This is a genomic window from Amycolatopsis sp. 2-15 (genome assembly GCF_030285625.1).
GTDB classification, from domain to species: domain Bacteria; phylum Actinomycetota; class Actinomycetes; order Mycobacteriales; family Pseudonocardiaceae; genus Amycolatopsis; species Amycolatopsis carbonis.
In genome coordinates this window covers 2,286,267-2,307,129 of record NZ_CP127294.1, presented here as the reverse complement: position 1 = coordinate 2,307,129, position 20,863 = coordinate 2,286,267, and the positions used below count along the sequence as shown (strand labels likewise).

Sequence of the window (20,863 nt, the reverse complement as noted above, 5' to 3'; positions counted from 1 at the left end):
CGAATCGCACACAGTCAAGGTAGAATGGAACCCGTGACGACACCCCTCACCGAAGCCGGCCCCGCGTTGTTCCGCCTGGTCAGGCACTGGTCTCGGCGCTGGACCCTGCGCACGTCGACCGAGCTCACGGGCGAGATGCGCCACGTGCATCACATCCTCGCCGTCGAGGCCGTCGACACGGGCAGCGAGCACACCGACGAGGTGACCGTCGCGACCGTCGCGCACCACCTCGGCCTCGACCACTCCGGCGCCAGCCGCATGGTCCGCGACGCGACCGCAGCCGGCTACGTCACACGCGGCACCTCGGGCCAGGACCGGCGTCGAGCATCACTGGAGCTCACGGCCAGCGGACGCGACCTGCTCAACGCCTCGCACCAATGGCAGCGCAGGACGTTCAACGACCTCACCGCCACGTGGTCGGCGGCAGATCGGCAACGCTTCGCCGGCTACCTCATTCGGGTGACGAGCGCACTCGACTTGGAGAACTAGTCAGCGCGGCGCCGGCGGCACGACAAGCTGCTGACAGTCCGGCGCCCGCTTCCCCGCGGCCGAGAGCTCCGGCGTGGCGTTGAGGGCCTGGAGGACGTCGAGCGCGGCGACGTCGTCGAGGGTGGCCCGGGCGTCGCTGAGGGCGGTTTTGGTGGTGGAGGCGTCGGTGGCCGTGTCGAGGCGTTCGCGGGCGGTGTCGGCGCGCGAACGGACGGAGGAGAACTGCTTGAGCAGGTCGCCGCGGGCCTGGTCGTCGCCGGGCAGCGGCGGGGGGCCGACGCGGTCGAGGCCCTCGACGGTCTGGTCGATGCCGTCCACGACGGACGACAGGAGCCGGCTCGACGTGCGGGAGGCCTGTTCGGGCGAGCTGGGGTCGATCTCGGGCAGGTTCGCGAGCGTGCGCACGAGGTGGGTGACCGCCGAGCAGTAGCCGTCCGCCCATCTCGCGGCCGGATCGGCCTGGCTGGAGGTGTCCGCTTGCCCACCGCTGTGGGTCTGCGACACCGGCGGCTGCTGCCCGCAGCCGGCAAGGCCGATCCCGAGTGCCGTGACCAGCGCGGCTAGAACGGTCGACCGCGGCCGCACCGCGACACCTCCTGCCCTTCGACGTCCAGGTGCCCCGACCGTACCGATCCGAGAATCATTCGCAAGTCACCCACCGGAGTGCGGGAAGAATTCCCGACACGCCGGAGCCCGGCACGCGAGCAGCGCGCCGGGCCCCGGACGGTATGCGAACTGAAGTGGCGGATCAGGCTTTCGCCTCCGCCGGGGTGTTCTCGATGACCGTGCCGCGTCGCTTGGACACGATGACCGCCGCGACGATGACCGCGAGCGCGACGACCGCGATCACGATGCGCCACGTGGTGTCGGCGCCGCCGCCCAGCGTCAGGCTGACGACCGCCGGCGCGATCAGCACGGAGACCAGGTTCATCACCTTGATCAGCGGGTTGATGGCCGGGCCCGCGGTGTCCTTGAACGGGTCGCCCACGGTGTCACCGATGATGGTGGCCTCGTGCGCGTCGGAGCCCTTGCCGCCGTGGTTGCCGTCTTCGACGAGCTTCTTGGCGTTGTCCCAGGCACCACCGGAGTTGGCGAGGAAGATCGCCATCAGGGTGCCGGTGGCGATCGCACCGGCCAGGTAGCCGGCGAGAGCGCCCGTGCCGAGGCCGAAGCCCACGGCGATCGGGGCGAACACCGCGAGCAGACCCGGCGTGGCGAGCTCACGCAGCGAGTCGCGCGTGACGATGTCCACGACCTTGCCGTACTCGGGCCGCGTGGTGCCCTCCATGATCCCGGCGATCTCGCGGAACTGGCGGCGCACTTCCTGCACCACCGCACCGGCCGCACGCGAAACCGCGTTGACGGCCAGACCCGAGAACAGGAACACCACAGCCGCGCCGACGATCACGCCGACGAGGGTCGACGGGTTCACGATGTTGGCGACGAACTCGCCCGTCCCGCCCACGGCCTTCGTGATCGCGTCCGAATAGGACCCGAACAGCGCCGTGGCCGCGAGGACCGCCGTGGCGATCGCGATGCCCTTGGTGATGGCCTTGGTGGTGTTGCCCACCGCGTCCAGCTCGGTCAGGATCTGCGCGGCCTTCTCGTCGACGTCGCCCGACATCTCGGCGATGCCCTGCGCGTTGTCGGAGACGGGGCCGAAGGTGTCCATCGCGACGATGACGCCGACGGTGGTCAGCAGGCCGGTGCCGGCGAGCGCGACGGCGAACAGCGCGATGCCGCCACCGAGCAGGTACGCGCCGAACACAGCGGCACCGATCACGAGCGCGGTGTACACGGCGGACTCGAAACCGACCGAGATGCCGGACAGGATCACCGTGGCGGCACCGGTTTCCGACGTCTTGGCGACGTCCTGCACCGGCTTGTTCTCGGTGCCCGTGTAGTAACCCGTGAGCTTCAGGATGATCGCGGCGAGCACGATGCCGATGATCACGGCGACGGTCGCGATGACAGCCGGGTTGCCGCTGTTGCCCGCGAACTCCGCACCGAAGTCGGAGAAGCTGCTCGGCAGGTACACGAACGCCGCGACGGCCGACAGCACCGCGGAGATCACCGCGGAGATGTAGAACGAGCGGTTGATCGTGACGAGACCACCCTCGCCCGCGCGCGCCTTCGTGATGTAGACGCCGATGACGGCGGTGATGACACCGATGGCCGGCACGATGAGCGGGAAGATCAGGCCACTGGAACCGAAGGCGGAGCTGCCCAGGATCAGCGCGGCGACGAGCATGACCGCGTAGGACTCGAAGAGGTCCGCCGCCATACCGGCGCAGTCGCCCACGTTGTCACCGACGTTGTCGGCGATCGTGGCGGCGTTGCGCGGGTCGTCCTCGGGGATGCCCTGCTCGACCTTGCCGACGAGGTCCGCGCCGACGTCGGCGGCCTTCGTGAAGATGCCGCCGCCGACACGCATGAACATCGCGATCAACGCGGCGCCGAACCCGAAGCCCTCCAACACCTTCGGGGCCTGGCCCGTGTAGACGAGCACCACGACCGCGGCACCGAACAGGCCGAGGCCGACGGTGATCATGCCGACCACGCCGCCGGTGCGGAACGCCACACGCATCGCGATCTCGCGCCCGCCTTCCTCGCGCGACGCAGCCGCCACGCGCAGGTTCGCCTGCGTCGCGAGCCACATGCCTAGGTAGCCGATGGTGAACGAGAACACCGCGCCGACGAGGAAGAAGATCGAGCGGCCGATGCGCTCGTTCCAGTCGTCGGCGGGGAGCGCGAACAGCAGCAGGAACACGATTACGCCGAAGATGGCGAGGGTGTTGCGCTGCCGCTTGAGGTATGCGGCCGCACCTTCCTGCACCGCCTTGGCGATGTCCTGCATCTTGGCGGTGCCCTGGCCCGCGGCCAGCACCTCCCTGAGCAGCACGTAACCGATGGCGAGTGCGGCAAGGGCGACCACGGCGACCACACCGACGATGGTGTAGCCACCCCCGGAGAGCGTGAGACCGCCCTCCGCGAGGAACTGCCGGGACATTCGTCCTCCTGGGAACGCCGTAGGCCAATGCGGACTCGTCGTACCCGGCGTGCCTGCACTGGCGTGGGATCTGTACCGAGCGACACGCTAGCCGTGCGGGCAATGCACGTCTCACATGACGATCGCCACAGAGGGTGTGGATTGCGGGAGTGTATTGGTAGTGCTCAGCGGGCCCGCAACGCGTCCCGGTCACGGTACGTTCCGTGACCTTGTGTGATTGCTCACTTGATCGATCTCGCCCCGGTTCTGTCGGTGCCTTGTGCGAAGCTTCGGCACGTGGTCGAGCGAGGACGGAGGCTGTTGAGCCGGGTCACGGCGGGGCTCCCGGTGAGCGAGAACCCGGTCACGCACGTGGCCGAGCTTCCCGCGCGGGCAGCCGGTTTCGCGGCGTGGCCGGAGTGGGCCGCGCCGTCGGTCGTGTCGGCGTTCGCGGGTTCCGGAGTGGAGACTCCCTGGAAACACCAGGTCGAGGCGGCTTCGCTGGCTCACGCGGGGTCCCATGTGGTGGTGTCGACGGGCACGGCTTCGGGGAAGTCGTTGGCGTACCAGCTGCCGGTGCTGTCCGCACTGGCCACGGGCTCCGCGGCGACCGCGTTGTACCTCTCGCCCACCAAGGCGCTGGGCGCTGACCAGCTGCGTTCGGTGTCCTCTTTGGACGTCCCCGCGGTGCGGGCGGCGTCGTACGACGGCGACACCCCGATGACCGAGCGCGACTGGGTGCGCGCACACGCGAACTGGGTGTTCACGAACCCGGACATGCTCCACCGCGGCATCCTGTCCTCGCATTCGCGGTGGACCCGGTTTTTCAAGAACCTGGCCTACGTGGTGGTCGACGAGTGCCACAGCTACCGCGGGGTGTTCGGTTCGCACGTCGCACTGCTGCTGCGCCGACTGCGGCGGGTGGCCGCGCACTACGGGGCGTCGCCGGTGTTCGTGCTGGCCTCGGCGACCACAGCTTCACCGGCGGAGTTCGCTTCACGGCTCACGGGGCTGCCGTGCGCGGCGGTCACCGAGGACGCTTCGCCGCGGGGCGCCCGGACGGTCGCGTTGTGGGAGCCCCCGCTGCTCGACGAGCTGACGGGTGAGAACGGCGCACCGGTGCGACGTTCGGCGGGTGTGGAGACGGCGCGGATCCTCACGGACCTCGTGATGGAGGGCGCGCGTTCGCTGGCTTTCGTGCGCTCGCGGCGCGGGGCGGAGCTCACGGCCTTGGGCGCACGACGACTACTGTCCGAAGTGGACCCGGCGTTGGCGGAAACCGTTGCGGCGTACCGATCTGGCTTCCTGCCTGAGGAGCGTCGGGCATTGGAGGCTGCGCTGCTCTCCGGCCGGTTGCTGGGGGTGGCGACCACGAACGCGCTGGAGCTCGGCGTCGACATCGCGGGCCTCGACGCCGTGGTGCTCGCCGGCTACCCGGGCACGCTGGCGTCGTTCTGGCAGCAGGCCGGACGCGCGGGCCGCTCGGGCGACGAGGCGCTGGTCGTGTTCGTGGCCCGCGACGACCCACTCGACACGTACCTCGTGCACCACCCGGCGGCGTTGCTGGAGCGTCCGGTGGAGACGGCCGTGCTCGACCCGACGAACCCGTACGTGCTCGGGCCGCAGCTCGCGTGCGCTGTCGCGGAGCTGCCGTTGACGGAACCCGAGCTGGAGACATTCGGCGGTCCGGCCGCGCGCGCGGTGCTCGCGGACCTGGCGGAGGAGAAACTGCTGCGCCGCCGGTCCAGCGGCTGGTACTGGACCGCGCGCGAGCGCCCCCACGCGGAAGTCGGCATCCGCGGCTCGGGCGGCGACCAGATCGCCGTGGTGGAGGCCGATTCCGGCCGCATGCTCGGCACCGTCGACCCGGGGTCGGCTTGCTACGCGGTGCACCCGGGTGCGGTGTACCTGCACCAGGGTTCGTCATACGTCGTCGACGAGCTCGACCTCGAGACCGGCCTCGCCCTCGTGCACGCCGAGGACCCGGACTGGCACACGTCGCCGAGGGAGGTCGTGGACATCTCGGTGCTGTCCACGCAGGAACAGTGCTCCCACGGCGGTGTCACGGTGAGCCTCGGCGAGGTGGCGGTGACGTCGCAGGTCGTCGGCTACCTGCGCCGCCGCCCGTCGGGTGAGGTGCTGGACCACACGCCGCTCGACCTGCCGGAACAGAGCCTGCGCACGCGCGCCGTCTGGTACACGGTGACGAGCGATCTGCTCGGCCCGTCGCATCGGGTGGGGACCGGTGCCCTGGGCGCGGCGCGGGCCGGGGCCGTCGCGCCGGTGGGGACCGGGGGCGCTCGGATCGGGACCGAGAGCATGGAGTCGGTAGAGACCGACGGTGCGCTGGGCGACGCCGCGGGTGCGGATGCCGTCGTGCCGGCGGGGACCGGAGCCGCTCGAATCGGGACCGAGGGTGCTCCTAGCGACGCCGCGACTGCGACCATCGCGCCGGCAGGGACCGGGGGCGCGCGGGTCGGGGCCGAGAGCATGGAATCGGCGGGGACCAAGGGCGCGCTGCGCAACACCGCGGTTGCGGCCGTCGTGCCGGCAGGGACCGAAGGCGCCCGGATCGGGACCGAGAGCGTGGAGGCGGCGGGGACCGGGGGTGCTCTGGGTGACGCCGCGGGTGCGGCCGTCGCGCCCGTGGGGACCGGGGGCGCTCGGGTCGGGGCCGAGAGCGTGGAGGCGGCGGGGACCGGGGGTGCTCTGGGTGACGCCGCGGGTGCGGCCGTCGCGCCCGTGGGGACCGGGGGCGCTCGGGTCGGGGCCGAGAGCGTGGAGGCGGCGGGGACCGGGGGTGCTCTGGGTGACGCCGCGGGTGCGGCCGTCGCGCCCGTGGGGACCGGGGGCGCTCGGGTCGGGGCCGAGAGCGTGGAGGCGGCGGGGACCGGGGGTGCTCTGGGTGACGCCGCGGGTGCGGCCGTCGCGCCCGTGGGGACCGGGGGCGCTCGGGTCGGGGCCGAGAGCGTGGAGGCGGCGGGGACCGGGGGTGCTCTGGGTGACGCCGCGGGTGCGGCCGTCGTGTCGGCGAGGACCGGGGGTGCTCTGGGTGACGCCGCGGGTGCGGCCGTCGTGTCGGCGAGGACCGGGGGTGCTCTGGGTGACGCCGCGGGTGCGGCCGTCGTGTCGGCGGGGACCGGGGGTGCTGAGGGCGGGGCTGGTGCTGATGCTCGGGCCGAGACCGTCGCGCTGGTGGGGACCGGGGGCGCTCGGGTCGGGGCCGAGGGTGAGGCGCCGGTGGGGACCGGGGGTGCTGGCAGAGCACCGGGGGGCGCCGGATTGGTTCCGGCGCGCGTCCCCGGTGCCCTGCATGCCGCCGAGCACGCGGCGATCGGCCTGCTACCGCTGTTCGCTACGTGCGACCGCTGGGACATCGGCGGGGTGTCTACCGCGTGGCACGAGGACACCGGGGAGGCAACGGTGTTCGTGCACGATGGGCATCCCGGGGGTGCGGGATTTGCCGACCGCGGTTATGCCGCGATTGTCCCGTGGCTGGCCGCAACGCGGGAGGCGATCGTCTCCTGCGAGTGCCCGACGGGCTGCCCGTCCTGCGTTCAGTCGCCGAAGTGCGGGAACGGCAACGAACCACTGGACAAGGCAGGGGCGGTGGCCGTACTGGATACCGTGCTTGGGGCATTGCGTCAGCACGGGGAGCAGTGCGGCCACAGTGGTGCGTGAAATCTCTTCAGTTGTCGACGCTGCTTGCCGGGGTCGAACCGGTCAGGCAGCGGTGGTCTCCACGAGCAGCGGGGCGTGCTCGTCGGCGAGGGCGCGCATGAGCACGTCGTGCACCTCGGCCGGGTCGGGCAGCTGCCAGCCGCACACCTCGGGCTTCACGCGCCAGTGCACGACACCGTGCTGGAACGGCGACGGCGGCAGCGGGATGTAGCTGCCGGCACCGTGCCACTGCACGGACGCCTGCTCGGCGAGCTCGGCCGGGATGTGGTCGGCGGGCGTGGTGAGGAACAGCCAGCGGCCGTTGGGCATCGCGACGATCGGCGCCGGGTGCCCGAGGGCACGCAGCAGGCGAGCGGCGCGCTTGCCCAGCTCGTCGTCGACCTCGATGGCGTCGACGACCGTGCCTGTGGCCACGAGCAGGCTGTGGGTGCGGGCGGAGAACCAGGTGGCGACCTCGTGGGCGTGGGTGCCGACCAGCTCGCGCCAGTCGTCCCGCACCGGCACCGGCCGGCGCCACGTGAGGTCGTCGCCCTCACCGGTGATCGGCGCCGGGGTCGCCCCCGGGAGCACCGGCCAGCCGCGCCAAGCGAGGCCGATCGCCTCCGCACGAAGTTCGATGCGGAAGGCACTCCGCCAGCTGTCCGGCCAATTCGCGTCCAACATTGCTTTCCTGCCTTCAAGGTCCGGTTTCGCGCCACCCGGGTCGGGGCCGTTGGTGGCGCACGTCTCACTAAACGGCAATTTGCACATTGCGCGGAAGAGCCGCGCGACAACCGGTGGTTACTGGGCGATGAACGCCCGGTACCGCACCGCTCGGCCGATAACGGACAGCCGATGATCGGCCGTTGAGCCCCCGCTGAGGCCCTCCAGCACGCGGGTTGACACTTTCGCCGCCCTTCGCAGCCACTGAGGCGCACCAGGTCGTTTGCGCCTCTGACCAGCCGCTTTAACCGCTCGCCGTGCGTCAGCTACCGCTGCTCGTGGCTGTTCGCCGCTCGTCGAGACAGTGCGTCTGGTTGCCCCGGTGATGATCCACATCGCCCGCCACTCGTCGTGACCACTCGGGGACGAGCGGTGGCGGGCGTCACTCCGGGAGGCCAACGGGCCCGGCCCGGGCCCGCGCCGAGGGCGGCGGCAAGCCGGGAACGGGTGGACTTGCAGCTCGCACCTCGACGAGGGCGTCGCGCTCGCGCCAACTGCAAGCCGTGACGACCGCGCCCTCGTGATCGGCCACCTCACGAGCGCGGTCGCAGGCCCGGGCGGGCCCGTCGGCGGCGTGCGCGGCCGCGGCCAGCGCGCCGAGGTCGGCGGCGGCCTCCACCCGATGCCTCGCCGCCACGGCCGCGCCGAGCCAGCACCCCGCCGCGGCGAGGCCGACGAGCGCGGCGATCACGATGGCCGTCCACACGGTGGCGACGCCTTCGTCGTTGCCCCTCATTGCTGTGCTCCGGGTTCGGCGACGGCGTAAGCACTGGCGTCCAAGTGAAAGCCGGTGAGGGTTTCGGTGGTGACCTCGGCGGTGATGCCGTCGCCGGACCGGCGGATGGTGAGGCGCGCGCCGCGGGGCGCGATCGTCTGCACGACGGCCTCGGCCGCACCGGGCTGTCCGGCGGCGGCCAGGCGCGCGGCTTCGCGGGCGGCGTCGAGGCACCGGATGTGCCCGAGCACCGCGGCGAGGCCGGCGAGCAGCAGAGCCACCACGGCCGTGAGCGCGCCCAGCGAAAGGGCGGCTTCGACCGTGACCATCCCGCCGTCCCGGCGACGGCCGGCCATCAGGTCGCCACCGTCAGGGCCCGCTGCACGAGACCTGACAGCGCCGTGCTGATCGAATCGCCGCTGAGCAGCACGAACAGCGCGAGCGCGAACGCCGCGGCGGCCACCGTGCCGATGGCGTACTCCGCCGTGGTGGTGCCCTCGTCTCCGGGGAGGAAGTGCATGATCGGTCCTTTCTGTCCATTGTGGATTCATCTACAACACGCTCCCGATCCGCTCGGCCAGGCCGAGCACCACCGGCAGCACGCCGAGCACGAAGAACGCGGGGAGGAAACAGAGCCCCACCGGCAGCGCGAGCGCGACCCCGGCCCGTTCCGCGCGCTCCTCGGCCTCGACGCCGATCCCGTCGCGCAGGCGGCGGGAGACTTCTCCGGCCGTCGCGGCCAGCGCGGCGCCGGACCGGGCCGTGCGGGTCGCGGCGACCGACAGCTCCTCGAACCCGGGCCGGGTTTTGAGCTGGGCCCAGGCTTCGGCCGGTCCGGCGCCGAGTGCGAGGAGGTTGGCGGTGGCCTTCATGGCGGTCGACGTCTGCTCGGGTGCCGCGGCGCTGACGGCTTCGAGAGCAGTCGGCACCGGCAAGCCCGTGCGGAGGCAGGCGCCGAGGAGGTCGAGGGTGGCGGCGGAGTTCAGGCGTTCGGTGACGTCGTCGCGGGGTTTGGGTCGGCGGGAGCGGTGGAGGAGCCACCAGGCTGTTGCTCCCGCCAGCACGCCGCCCGTCAGTCCGGCGACGACGGCTACCGACGCTCCGGCCACCGCCGCGCCGAGGGCGTGTCTCGTGCGGAGGCTCGGCAGCGTCGGCCGCCTTGTGGTTGGCGGCGCGAGGCTCCGCGGCTTCGGCCCACTCGGCCAGACGAGCAGCGCGACGGCGGCGAGAACGTACGGCGTCATCGGACCTCCCGGCGGCCGGTGAGCGCTCGGGACCACGCGGTGCCCGCCCAGAGCAGTGCGGCGCCGGCGACCAGGAACAGCTGACCGAGGACGGTGTGGGTGAGGACGGTCAGCGGTTCGGCGCCGATGGCCTGCCCCATGGCGAGACAGAGGACGGGCAGCCCGGTCAGCACGGTCGCGCTCATCCGCGGACCGGCCATCTTGGCGTGGAGCCGCCGGGCGAAGGTGGTGGCGGCGTCGACGTCGCGGCGGGTCGCATCGAGGACGTCGGCGATGGGGAGGCCGTGCCGGCCGGCGAGGGTCCAGGCGGCGGCGAGTTCCGGGAGTTCTTTGGATTCGAGCGTGCCGTCGAGTCTTGCGGCGGTGGCGAGGTTGGTGAGCTCGCCGCTTAGCGCGGGGACGGCTTCGGCCGCCGCCTCGGCCGCGAGCACCGGGTGAGCCCCGGCCCGCAGCTCGGCGACCATCGTGCGCAGCGCGGCGGAAGTCTGCTCGGCTCGGGTGAGCGCCGCGGTGGTTTCCCTTCTGCTGCGCCATTCCTGCCTTGCCGCGACGGTGATCAGCGCGGTCGCCACCGCGGCTCCGACTCCGGCCAGCGGGAGGGCGAGGAGTGTCGGCAGCACCCAGACGGCCTGCCGCGGCGGCGTGGGGATGGTGAGCCGTCGCCGCGGTGGTGAGAGCAGTCGGGTCGGGAGGGTGGGCCAGGCGAGGATGGCGGTGCCGAAGCAGAGGAAAGGCCAGGCGGTGATCATGCGGTCGCCTCCTCGGTGACGACGGATCGGGTCGCGTGCAACCACGCGAAGCCGCTACCTCGACGCCGGCAGCGCCCGACCTCCGCGGCAATCAAGGATCGGGGCACGTATCGCCACTTGAAGCCGCCGCCTCGGCGCCAGCACAGGACCGCCGCCTCTGCAACCAAAGACCCAGCCACGTACAACCACACGCAACCGCCACCCCTGCGCCACCGGCGACCGACCCCCGCGGCAACCACGGATCGGGGCACGTATCGCCACTTGAAGCCGACGCCTCGGCGCCAGCGGCGACATGGAACGCCGATGGGCGCCAAGTCGGCATCGCGCCGGCGACTGTGAGACGGGACGGCGGGGCGGCGGAGGGCTCCAGACTCGGGCCGGCTGCGCGAAGCGCGCCGCGCGGATTGCGGAGGCAGCGCGCCGAGGCAGGGTCGCGTGGTGTGAAGGGCCGCGGGTCGCACGGGCGAGCGGGTCGGAGTCATGCGGTCGCCTCCTCGAAGAGGGGGCGGTAGGGGGTCCAGTGGCCGTCGCGCCAGATGGGGGTGGTGTGGGTGGTCGCGGTGGTGCGGTGGAGGGTCGCGATTTCGGTGAGGCGGCGGACGCCGGTGGGGTCGCGGCGGAGGTGGAGGACGACGCGGATGGCAGCGGCCAGCTGGCTGTGGAGGGCGTCGCCGGTGAGGCCGCCCAGGGAGGCGAGCGCTTCGAGGCGCGCGGGGACCTCGGAGGGTGAGTTGGCGTGGAGAGTGCAGGCGCCGCCGTCATGGCCGGTGTTGAGGGCGTTGAGCAGGGAGCAGACTTCGGCGCCGCGGACTTCGCCGACCACCAGGCGGTCCGGGCGCATGCGCAGCGCCTGGCGGACGAGCTCGGGCAGCTCGACGGCGCCGGCGCCTTCGACGTTGGCCGGGCGCGCGACGAGGCTCACGAACTGCGGGTGCGCGGGACGGAGTTCGCCGGCGTCCTCGACGCAGATGATGCGCTCACGCGGGCTGACCTCGGCGAGGAGTGCACTGAGGAGGGTCGTCTTGCCGGCGCCGGTGCCGCCCGTGACCAGGAACGCGAGGCGGCGCGTGATGATCGAGCGGAGGATCTCGGCGCCTTCCTCGTTGACGACGCCGAGCGAGGTCAGGGTGTCGAGGGTGTGCGTCGCCGGGCGGAGGACGCGCAGGGACAGGCAGGTGCCGTTGGGCGCGATCGGCGGCAGGACGGCGTGGACGCGGACGTGCCCGCCCGGGACGGGGAGCCAACCGTCCACATAGGGCTGTGCGTCGTCGAGTCGCCGGCCCGCCGCGAGCGCGAGACGCTGCGCCAGGCGGCGGACGGCTTCTTCGTCGGCGAAGCGGACGTCAGTGCGGGTCAGGCCCGAGTCGCCGTCGGTCCAGGTCTGGTCGGGCGCGGTGACGAGGACGTCGGTGACGGTGGGGTCCTCCAGCAGCGGCGCGAGCGGGCCCGCGCCGACGAACTCGTGGTGGGCCTGGCGGACGGCGTCGAGGACGGCGTCGTGGCTGAGGGTGCCGCCGGCTTCCGCCCGCACGGCCTCCGCGACGGCGACAGGATCCGCCGGACGGCTCTCACCGGCGAGCCGATTGCGGACGCGCTCGACGAATTCGGTGGTCATGTCGGCGGCTTCGGACGAGTGGGCATGGCTGGCTCCAGACGTACGGTGGATGGGCTGGCGCTAAAGGGAAAGAACAACGACCACGCGAGTGCAGGCGAGCGATGGTCGACCCCGGCCCGCAACGCATTCGGCCGGCCGGAACGAAGGCAGACTTAATTCACTCGGCAGCTCGGCCTACGGCCCGCACCGTATTGAGTGCCGCAACCGGAGTTCGGCTGGCAAGGCCACGCCGCCGGCGTCAAGACGGAGGAACTGAGGTAGGAGTTGGGTCAGTGCGGTCGTGGTGCCGGTCGACCACGCCGCAGCCTGACGAAGTCGACGACGAGCCGGTACGAGGCCGCATCTCAAGCCGCCGCGGGGAGGACGGCCGGGGTGGAGTTCGGCCAACGCGGTCGTAGCGTCGGTCGACCACGCCGCCACCCGACAAGGTGGCCGAGGAACCGATACGAGGCCACATCTCAAGCCCTCATGGGAAGAGCGGCCAGGGTGACATTCGGCCAACGCGGTCGTGATGTCGATCGACCTCGCAGCCACCCGACAAGGTGGACGAAGAACCTGTGCGAGGTCGCATCTCAAGCCGCCATGGGAACGGCGAACGAGGCGGGGTCGAGGTCGGCCAACGCGGTCGTGATGTCGATCGACCACGCCGCCGCCCGACAAGGTGGCCGAGGAACCGGTGCGAGGCCACATCTCAAGCCGCCGCGGGGACGGCGGCCGGGGCGGGGCGGAGTTCGGCCAGGACGGCGCGGGCGGCGGTGGCCAGGGCGCCCTTGGGTGGGAGGTCGAACTCGCCCGTTTCGAGGGTGGCGGCGACGCGGCGTTCGGGTGGCAGGGTGGCGAGCAGGGGCGGGCCGAGGAGCGCCGTGGTGCGGGAAGGGGGCGCGCCGGCGTGGGGGTGTCCACTTGCGACGATGGCGAGGCGGTCGGTGTGGGGCGTGAGGAGGTCGAGGACCTGTCGCGCGGCCATGCAGGCGCGGAATTCGACCGGCACGACCAAGACCACCAGGTCTGCGAGAGAGGCGACGGCCAAGGCGCCCTCGTCGAGGTGGCGGGGCAGGTCGCAGACGACGCTGCGGCCCGAGCGGCGGCCGGCGGTCACGACTGCGGACAACGCGCGCGGGGCGGGACCGGGGCCGGTACGGCCGCAGGCCAGCACGGGCAGAGTGCCGCGGCGCGGGAGGGCGTCGACCAAAGTAGGCAGTGAGACGCGGCCGGACAGGCGGACGTCGGGCCAGCGGTGGCCGGGGGTGTTTTCCAAGCCCAGTGGGAGATCCAGGCCGCCGCCCAAGGGGTCGCAGTCGACCAGCAGGGCTGGAGCGGCGCGGTCCGCTTCGACGGCGGTCGCGGCGGCCAGCACGGAAGCACCCGCGCCGCCGCGGCCGCCGATGAAGGCGAGGACCGGGCCGGGGTGTTCGGCGGGGGCGTCGGCGACGTCGGCCAAAACCACGGTCAGGTCGGATTCGTCGTCGGGCAGGCACAGGACCCGCCGGGCGCCGACCAACGCCGCGCGGCGCCAGGAGTCGACGCCGACCGCGCCTTTCGACACCACCACCACGCCGTCGCGGCGGGGTAAAACCACGCGGTCGTCGGCGCAGTCCTCGTCGAGCACGACCAGCGGTGCCCGCGTCCAGCGTGAACGCGCAGCCGCGAGATCGGGTGCGCGGTCGAGTTCGCAGCCGGCGACCGCGGCGACGCGCAGGATCTCGTCGAGCACCGCGCCCTCGGCGACGACGAGTGGACGTGCGGTTGTCATGAAGGCCTCCCCCTGGCGGATCGGACCCGGGCCACGTGGACCGGGTCCCACCAAGATCACCCGGCCCGAGCGTCGACGGCAATGGCCAACTGCCCGGCCTGTGGATAACCCGGGGCTTGTGGACAACTCGCACGCGAAACGGCTCGGCGCGGAGTTCCGGTCGGACCGATGAGGCACAATGCGCGACCCGCCGACGCCCCTGAACCGGGGAATTCCAGGCAGAATCGTAATTGCCACGAAAAACATCCTGGCGACCCGCGAACACGGAGGAAAAAATGCGCCATCCTGGAAAAGAGGGTGGCCCTCGCCAGGGGGGAGGGACGAGGGCCACCGTGGGTTCAGCCCCGGGGGTCGGACTGAACCGGCCCGGTTGGACACCGGGTTCCCCCACTGTAACTCCGCAGGGCACCGATTGGCGCCGCGAGCGACACCTACGATTCGATAACGGCATCCAGAGGCGGATGCACTGTCCTGTCATGGATTTTCCGCCGGACGGGCGCGCCGGTGTTCGATCAACGCGAGAACGCGGGCGCCGCTTCTCCTATCCTGATCACGTGGCCGAACCCAGCACCGCGCCGCCGCGCGAATCCCACCCCGAAGAACCTCGGCGCACCGTCGCCGCGTTCTTCGATCTCGACAAGACCATCATCGCTTCTTCCAGCGCGCTGGCGTTCAGCAAACCATTACTCAGAGAAGGGCTGATCAACCGCCGAGCCGCTTTGCGTAGCGCGTACGCACAACTCGTCTTCTCCCTCGCAGGCGCCGACGCCGACAAGACCGAACGCATGCGCGCCGAGGTCTCGAAGCTCTGCGCGGGCTGGGATGTCGCCCAGGTTTCCGCGATCGTGCGTGAAACGCTCCACGACGTGGTCGACCCCCTCGTGTACGTGGAGGCCACCGATCTGATCAACCGCCACCTCGCCGACGGCCACGACGTCGTCGTCCTCTCCGCCACCGGCGAAGAGGTCGCCGCACCCGTCGCCGCGATGCTCGGCGCCACGCGCTGCGTCGCCACGCGCATGGGTGCCACCGACGGCCGCTACAACGGCGAAATCGACTTCTACTGCTACGGCGACAACAAGGCCGTCGCCGCGAAGGAGCTCGCCGCGACGTACGGGTACGACCTCGCCGAGTGCTTCGCCTACACCGATTCGAGTACGGACATCCCGCTCCTGGACACCGTCGGCCACCCCCACGCGGTGAACCCCGACAAGCTCCTGCGCCGCGAAGCCGGCGAACGCGGCTGGCCGATCCTCGCGTTCGAACGCCCGATGTCACTGCGCAGCCGGATCCCCGCCCGGTCCGCGGGCATGGTCGCCCTCGGCGTGGGCGCCTTCGCGGCGGGCGCCACCTGGTACAGCCTGAGTCGTCGCCGACGGTTCCGAACGCCCCCGCGCTAGGCACCCACACGGCGGTACCGCGACCCGTTTTCTCAAGCGTAGAGCGGAATCGGCCGTTGCTCAGGGTGTGTGCATCACCGGATCGAGCCTCTTTTCCCGGTGCACCCGTCCACACTCTTGAAGTGACCGGGCTCACGGCGTAGAAAGAAGGTGCGGACGTTGAGCCGGCCAGGGCAGAGGTAGAAGAGAAGCCTCTGCCACCCCGGGCAACCTCCGTGCGCGGACTCCGGGTACCCACGCGCAGCGCGCCGCGGGAGGCTCGTCGTCTAGGGACTGCGTACCGGGACGCCGGACGCCGAGTCCATGAAGGTACGACCAGAGTTGCACGCTTGGTCGCCCGAGATGTTCCGCGCTAGCAGGCGGCGCCCGCCGGCTTCGGCCGACGGGCGCCGCCAGCGTTTCCGGGGTAATCTTCCCAAAAATCCCAGCACAACCCCCATGTTCCTGCGCTCGGCCGATGGACAACGCCCAAGCCGGTGAGTAGCTTCCCGATACCGGCGCTGCCAGGTGGACTTCTCACCACCCCGCGGCGCACGACACTGGGAGGCCTTTTCGTGACGACCCGACTCGCGCGCACGCGCCCGCGGAGGATCCATGCGCTCGCCGTCCCCCTCGCGGGGCTCCTCGCCGTCGCCGGAATCGGCGCGACCGCTTCCGGCAGCACACCGGAAGCGAGGGCGATGACGTCCCTCGACGCCGCCGCTCAGCAGGCGCTCCACGGCCTCAGCCTCGAGGAAAAGGTCGGGCAGCTGTTCGTCACGTGGGTGAACGGCAAGTCCGCCGATGAGGTCAACCCCAAGAACCAGACGGACTTCGGCGTCGACACGCCCGCCGAGGTCGTCCGCAAGTACCACCTCGGCGGCGTCATCTACTTCAACAACGACACCCGCGACAACTTCGACACCCCGACGCAGGTCGCGAAGCTCTCCAACGGCCTGCAGCAGGCCGCGATCTCCAGCGGCGCCCACATCCCGCTGCAGATCGGCACCGACCAGGAGGGCGGCACCGTCACCCGGATGGGCGCTCCCGCCACGGAGTTCCCCAACTCCATGGCCATCGCCGCCGGCCGCAGCACCGACAGCGCGACCCAGGCGGCCACGATCATCGGCCACGAACTGCGCGCCGTCGGCATCAACCAGGACTTCGCGCCCGACTCCGACGTGAACTCCAACCCGGCCAACCCGGTGATCGGCGTGCGCTCGTTCGCCGGGCAGCCCGGGCTCGCGAGCCAGTTCGTGACGGCCGAGGTAAAGGGCTACCAGAACTCCGGGCCGGCCTTCGAAACCGTTTCCTCCACGGCAAAACACTTCCCCGGCCACGGCGACGCCGCCACCGACAGCCACACCGGGCTGCCGCGCATCGACCGCACCGAGGACGAGTGGCGCAAGATCGACGTGCCGCCGTTCAAGGCCGCCATCGCCGCGGGGATCGACTCGATCATGAGCGCCCACATCCAGTTTCCGAGCCTCGACCCGTCGGGTGAACCGGCCACGCTGTCGAAGCCGATCATCACCGGGAAACTGCGCAACGAGCTGGGTTACGACGGCGTGGTGATCACCGACGCGCTGGAGATGCAGGGCGTGCGCGAGCTGCACAGCGACGCCGAAATCCCTGTGCTGGCACTGAAAGCCGGCATCGACCAGCTGCTCATGCCGGTGCACCTCGACCTCGCGATCAACTCCGTGATCGCCGCCGTGAAGTCCGGCGACCTGCCGATGCAGCGAATCGACCAGAGCGTGCTGCGGGTGCTCAAGCTGAAGCTCAAGCGCGGCATCCTCACCTCGCCGTTCGACAATCCGGCGCTGGTCGCGAAGAAGGTCGGCACACCGGCGCACCTCGCCACCGCGCAGGGCATCGCCGACCGCTCGATCACCGCCATCGCCAACGACGCGGGCGTGCTGCCGCTCAAGCAGAAGCCCGCCACCGCGCTCGTCACCGGCTGGGGCGTGGCCAGCACGCAGACGCTCGCCGAACGCCTCACCGCCCACGGCACCAAGGCGACCGCGTTGCAGACCGGGCAGACCCCGTCCGACGATCTCATCACCCAGGCCGCCGCGGCCGCCGCGAAGACCGACCTCGTGGTGGTGCTGACGAACAACGTCGGCGGATTTCCCTTGCAGAACGAGCTTTTGCAGGCGCTGATGGACACCGGCAAGCCGGTGGTCGCCGTCGCCGCGCAGATCCCGTACGACGCCGGGTACGCCAACCCCGTGCCCACCTGGCTCGCGACCTACGGCTACATCACGCCGTCGCTCGAGGCGCTCGCCAAGGTCGTGCTCGGCGAGACGAAGCCCAGCGGCAAGCTGCCCGTCGACGTCCCCGCGGGCGCCGACGTGAACACCGTCAAGTACCCCTTCGGACATGGGCTGAGCTGGTGAACGTCAACCGCAGGAAGTTCCTCGCCGTCCCCGCGCTCGCGGTGCCGGTCCTCGCGAGCGCGTCGGCGGTCGCGGAAGCCACGCCGGCAAAACAACGAGTGCTCACGGGCGCCGAACAACTCGCCGCCCAGCACTGGCGCCCGCTCGCCGGGCGCAAGCTCGGCGTCCTCTCCAACCCGACGGGTGTGCTCGCGACCGGCGACCACATCGTCGACGACATGGTCGCCGCCGGCGTGAAGCCGGTCGCCGCCTTCGGCCCCGAGCACGGCTTCCGCGGCAGCGCGCAGGCCGGCGGTTCCGAAGGTGACTACACGGACCCTCGCACCGGCATCCCCGTGTACGACGCGTACGGCGCCGACGCGGCGAAGCTCGCCACGCTGTTCACCAAGGCCGGCCTCGACACCGTCGTGTTCGACATCGCCGACGTCGGCGCCCGCTTCTACACCTACATCTGGTCGCTCTACACGGCGATGGTCGCGGCGGCGAAGGTCGGTGCGGCCTTCGTGGTGCTCGACCGGCCCAACCCGATCGGCGGTCGCCTCGCCGGGCCCGTGCTCGACCCGAAGTTCGCCTCCGGCGTCGGGCGCAAGCCGATCGCGCAACAGCACGGTATGACCGTCGGCGAGCTGGCGCGGCTGTTCAACGCCGAGTTCCTGCCGGGCGAAGGCGTGAAGCCGGTGAAGCTCGACGTCGTCGAGGTCCGCGGCTGGCGGCGGGACATGCTCTTCGCCGAAACCGGTCTCGACTGGGTCATGCCGAGCCCGAACATGCCGACGCCCGACACCGCGATCGTCTACCCCGGCACCTGCCTGTTCGAAGGCACGCTCTTCGCGGAGGGCCGCGGCACCACGCGGCCGTTCGAGATCATCGGCGCGCCGGGCGTCGACTGGCACTGGCGCGACAAGCTCGAAGCGCTCGACCTGCCGGGCGCGCGCTTCCGCGAGACGTACTTCGTCCCCACGTTCAGCAAGTTCGTGAACGAGACCTGCGGCGGCGTGCAGCTCACCGTGACCGATCCCCAGGCGTTCGACGCGATCACCACCGCCGTCGCGATGCTCGTGACGGCAAAGCAGGTCGCGCCGCAGACGTTCGGCTGGCGGCCCGACCACGCGATCGACTTGCTGTCGGGTTCCGACCGGCTGCGCACCATGATCGACGCCGGCGCCGGAGTCGACGAGGTCACCGGCGCCTGGCGCGCCGAGCTCGCCGCCTTCGATCGCCAACGCCGGCCCTACCTGATCTATCGCTGAGGAGAGCGGTCATGCGTGCTAGGAAGGTGCTCGCCGCGACAGTCATCGTGCTGTTCGCGGCCACGACGACCGCAGGAGCCGCCGCCATCGCCACCACGACGCAGCACGACCCGCTCGCCGGGCGCTTCGACGTGGTGCGACACGGCTTCGCGGCGCCGTCGACGACGTTGCGTGAAGGCAAGCCGTCCGACGTCGGCCTCGACGCCGGCCCCATCAAGTCCGCCGAGCAGTTCCTGGCGAGCTGGACGCAGCCTGACGCGTCGGGCCACCCGCACCTCTCCGGCGCCGTCGGTCTGCTTGCCCACGACGGCGTGGTCGTCGACCGCTACGCCGTCGGCGGCGCGCTGAGGTATGCCGACGCCGCGGGCACCGAGCTGCCGAAGGACCAGCAGGTCCCGATGCGGAACGACACGATCTTCGACATGGCGTCGGTCTCGAAGCTGTTCACCTCGATCGCCGCGCTGCAGCTGGTGGAGCAGGGCAAGCTCGACGTCAACGCACCGGTCGTGCGCTACCTGCCCGAGTTCGGCGTGAACGGCAAGGAAGCCGTGACGATCGAGCAGCTGCTCACGCACACGTCGGGCTTCGACGCCGACCCCGTGCCGTCGCTGTGGCAGGGCTACCCGGACATCCCGTCGCGCCGCAAGGCCGTGCTCGACAGCCCGCTGAAGAACGCGCCGGGCACGACCTACCTCTACTCCGACCTCAACATGCTCACCCTGGGCTTCGTCATCGAGAAGCTCACCGGGCAGACGCTGGACAAGGTGGTGCACGACCGCATCACCGCGCCGCTGGGCATGGTCGACACCGGCTACAACCCGCCCGCGTCGAAGCTGGACCGCGTCGCCGCCACCGAGTACGAGGCCGATCCGCCGCGCGGGCTCGTGCGCGGCCAGGTGCACGACGAGAACGCGTGGTCGCTCGGCGGCGTCGCCGGGCACGCCGGCGTGTTCTCCACGGCTAGCGACCTGGCGATCCTCTGCCAAACGATCCTCAACGGCGGTACCTACCGGGGCAAGCACATCCTGCGTCCCGACACCGTCGAGACGATGCTGACCAACTACAACCAGCGCTTCCCCGACGACGCCCACGGCCTCGGGTTCGAGCTCGACCAGCCCTGGTACATGGGTGCGCTTTCCTCACCGGTGACGGCGGGCCACACCGGATTCACCGGTACGACGCTGGTCATCGACCCGGAATCGCGGTCCTTCGCGTTGTTGCTGACCAACCGAGTGCACCCGAGCCGTAACTGGGGTTCCATCAACACAGCCCGCCAGGTCTGGGCCACTTCGTTGGCCCAAGCCATGACTGTGAAGCCCGCACAGGGCCGTGACGCGTGGTTCGCGGGCCTCGGCGACAAGTCAGCGGCTACGCTGAGTACGCAGCCCTTGACACCGCGATCCGGCGGCCCGCTGCAGGTCTCCTTCTACGCTTTCGTGGATACCGAAGGTTCTACTGATCCACTTCAGCTGGAATCGTCCTCGGACGGCGTTTATTGGCAACCAGTCGCGGTTCACGCGACCGGACCGGGCGCACCCCCCGGACAGGTGACGTCGCTCTCAGGTCACGGACACCGGGCCTGGTGGTGGGTGACGGCAGAAGTACCGACGTCGGGCGTTACGACCCTGCGCTGGCGTTACAACACCGACCCGAGTTACACCGGACGCGGAGTTTCTGTCGACGGTGTGAAAGTCACCGAACGCGGCCGGGCAGTTCTCGATGGTGAGCGGAATCCGTCGGCACTCACCGCGACCGGGTGGATTTTGAGCGCTCGGTGACCGGCCTGTCGCCCAGCGCCGAACTGGCCCTCCCACTCAGCGATCCGAAGCCTTTTGCGGGGCGACACTAAGTTGCCAAGTCGTTAGCTTGAGCTCGTTAACAAGGTCGACCTGGTTAGC

16 protein-coding genes are annotated in these 20,863 nt (G+C 71.0%); 6 read left to right on the top strand and 10 right to left on the bottom strand.

All coding sequences use genetic code 11. The features are described 5' to 3' along the window. Window positions 1-33 precede the first annotated feature (33 nt). Window positions 34-489 carry a MarR family winged helix-turn-helix transcriptional regulator gene (locus QRX50_RS11240; protein ID WP_285971891.1) on the top strand — a complete coding sequence of 152 codons (456 nt, stop codon included), beginning with the start codon at window positions 34-36 and terminating at the stop codon, window positions 487-489. On the opposite strand, the gene QRX50_RS11235 is transcribed toward QRX50_RS11240, so the two are convergent. Together QRX50_RS11235 and QRX50_RS11230 are read right to left on the bottom strand one after the other, a co-directional pair. After that, window positions 490-1,074 (bottom strand): hypothetical protein, encoded by a 585-nt coding sequence (locus tag QRX50_RS11235; protein ID WP_285971890.1) that lies wholly within the window; start codon window positions 1,072-1,074, stop codon window positions 490-492. 163 nt (window positions 1,075-1,237) lie between these two features. Beyond that, window positions 1,238-3,499 (bottom strand): sodium-translocating pyrophosphatase, encoded by a 2,262-nt coding sequence (locus QRX50_RS11230; RefSeq protein WP_285971889.1) that lies wholly within the window; start codon window positions 3,497-3,499, stop codon window positions 1,238-1,240. A gap of 300 nt (window positions 3,500-3,799) precedes the next feature. On the opposite strand from QRX50_RS11230, the gene QRX50_RS11225 reads away from it, so the two are divergent. Continuing rightward, window positions 3,800-7,159, top strand: a complete 3,360-nt coding sequence (locus QRX50_RS11225) for a DEAD/DEAH box helicase (RefSeq protein WP_353074116.1) — start codon at window positions 3,800-3,802, stop codon at window positions 7,157-7,159. Between the two features lie 42 nt (window positions 7,160-7,201). Here the strand turns inward: QRX50_RS11225 and QRX50_RS11220 are convergent, their stop codons facing one another. The 8 genes from QRX50_RS11220 to ssd form a co-directional block, all read right to left on the bottom strand. Beyond that, a complete protein-coding gene (locus tag QRX50_RS11220; RefSeq protein WP_285971887.1) occupies window positions 7,202-7,822 on the bottom strand; it encodes a bifunctional DNA primase/polymerase in 621 nt (206 codons plus the stop codon). Between the two features lie 421 nt (window positions 7,823-8,243). After that, window positions 8,244-8,597 (bottom strand): Rv3654c family TadE-like protein, encoded by a 354-nt coding sequence (locus tag QRX50_RS11215; RefSeq protein WP_285971886.1) that lies wholly within the window; start codon window positions 8,595-8,597, stop codon window positions 8,244-8,246. Beyond that, complete coding sequence (locus QRX50_RS11210; protein ID WP_285971885.1) at window positions 8,594-8,932, bottom strand: TadE family type IV pilus minor pilin; 339 nt, start codon at window positions 8,930-8,932, stop codon at window positions 8,594-8,596. Before QRX50_RS11210 ends, QRX50_RS11215 begins: the two co-directional genes overlap by 4 nt. Next, a complete protein-coding gene (locus tag QRX50_RS11205) occupies window positions 8,932-9,096 on the bottom strand; it encodes a DUF4244 domain-containing protein (RefSeq protein ID WP_220244842.1) in 165 nt (54 codons plus the stop codon). Before QRX50_RS11205 ends, QRX50_RS11210 begins: the two co-directional genes overlap by 1 nt. A gap of 31 nt (window positions 9,097-9,127) precedes the next feature. Next, a complete protein-coding gene (locus QRX50_RS11200) occupies window positions 9,128-9,820 on the bottom strand; it encodes a type II secretion system F family protein (protein WP_285971884.1) in 693 nt (230 codons plus the stop codon). Beyond that, window positions 9,817-10,569: a type II secretion system F family protein gene (locus QRX50_RS11195; RefSeq protein ID WP_285971883.1), complete on the bottom strand. Its 753-nt coding sequence runs from the start codon at window positions 10,567-10,569 to the stop codon at window positions 9,817-9,819. The genes QRX50_RS11200 and QRX50_RS11195 overlap by 4 nt, the downstream gene beginning before the upstream one ends. Before the next feature lie 478 nt (window positions 10,570-11,047). Next, the gene (locus QRX50_RS11190) at window positions 11,048-12,184 is read right to left on the bottom strand and encodes a TadA family conjugal transfer-associated ATPase (RefSeq protein ID WP_285971882.1); all 1,137 of its coding nucleotides are present in this window, start codon (window positions 12,182-12,184) and stop codon (window positions 11,048-11,050) included. A 691-nt stretch (window positions 12,185-12,875) separates the two neighbouring features. Then, window positions 12,876-13,937, bottom strand: a complete 1,062-nt coding sequence (gene ssd / locus QRX50_RS11185) for a septum site-determining protein Ssd (protein WP_285971881.1) — start codon at window positions 13,935-13,937, stop codon at window positions 12,876-12,878. Window positions 13,938-14,491: 554 nt separating this feature from the next. On the opposite strand from ssd, the gene QRX50_RS11180 reads away from it, so the two are divergent. The 4 genes from QRX50_RS11180 (at window position 14,492) to QRX50_RS11165 (ending at window position 20,743) form a co-directional block, all read left to right on the top strand. Continuing rightward, window positions 14,492-15,337 carry an HAD family hydrolase gene (locus tag QRX50_RS11180; protein ID WP_285971880.1) on the top strand — a complete coding sequence of 282 codons (846 nt, stop codon included), beginning with the start codon at window positions 14,492-14,494 and terminating at the stop codon, window positions 15,335-15,337. A 554-nt stretch (window positions 15,338-15,891) separates the two neighbouring features. Continuing rightward, the gene (locus QRX50_RS11175; RefSeq protein ID WP_285971879.1) at window positions 15,892-17,715 is read left to right on the top strand and encodes a glycoside hydrolase family 3 protein; all 1,824 of its coding nucleotides are present in this window, start codon (window positions 15,892-15,894) and stop codon (window positions 17,713-17,715) included. Further along, complete coding sequence (locus QRX50_RS11170; protein WP_285971878.1) at window positions 17,712-18,965, top strand: exo-beta-N-acetylmuramidase NamZ family protein; 1,254 nt, start codon at window positions 17,712-17,714, stop codon at window positions 18,963-18,965. The genes QRX50_RS11175 and QRX50_RS11170 overlap by 4 nt, the downstream gene beginning before the upstream one ends. Before the next feature lie 11 nt (window positions 18,966-18,976). Continuing rightward, window positions 18,977-20,743: a serine hydrolase domain-containing protein gene (locus QRX50_RS11165; RefSeq protein ID WP_285971877.1), complete on the top strand. Its 1,767-nt coding sequence runs from the start codon at window positions 18,977-18,979 to the stop codon at window positions 20,741-20,743. Window positions 20,744-20,863 lie beyond the last annotated feature (120 nt).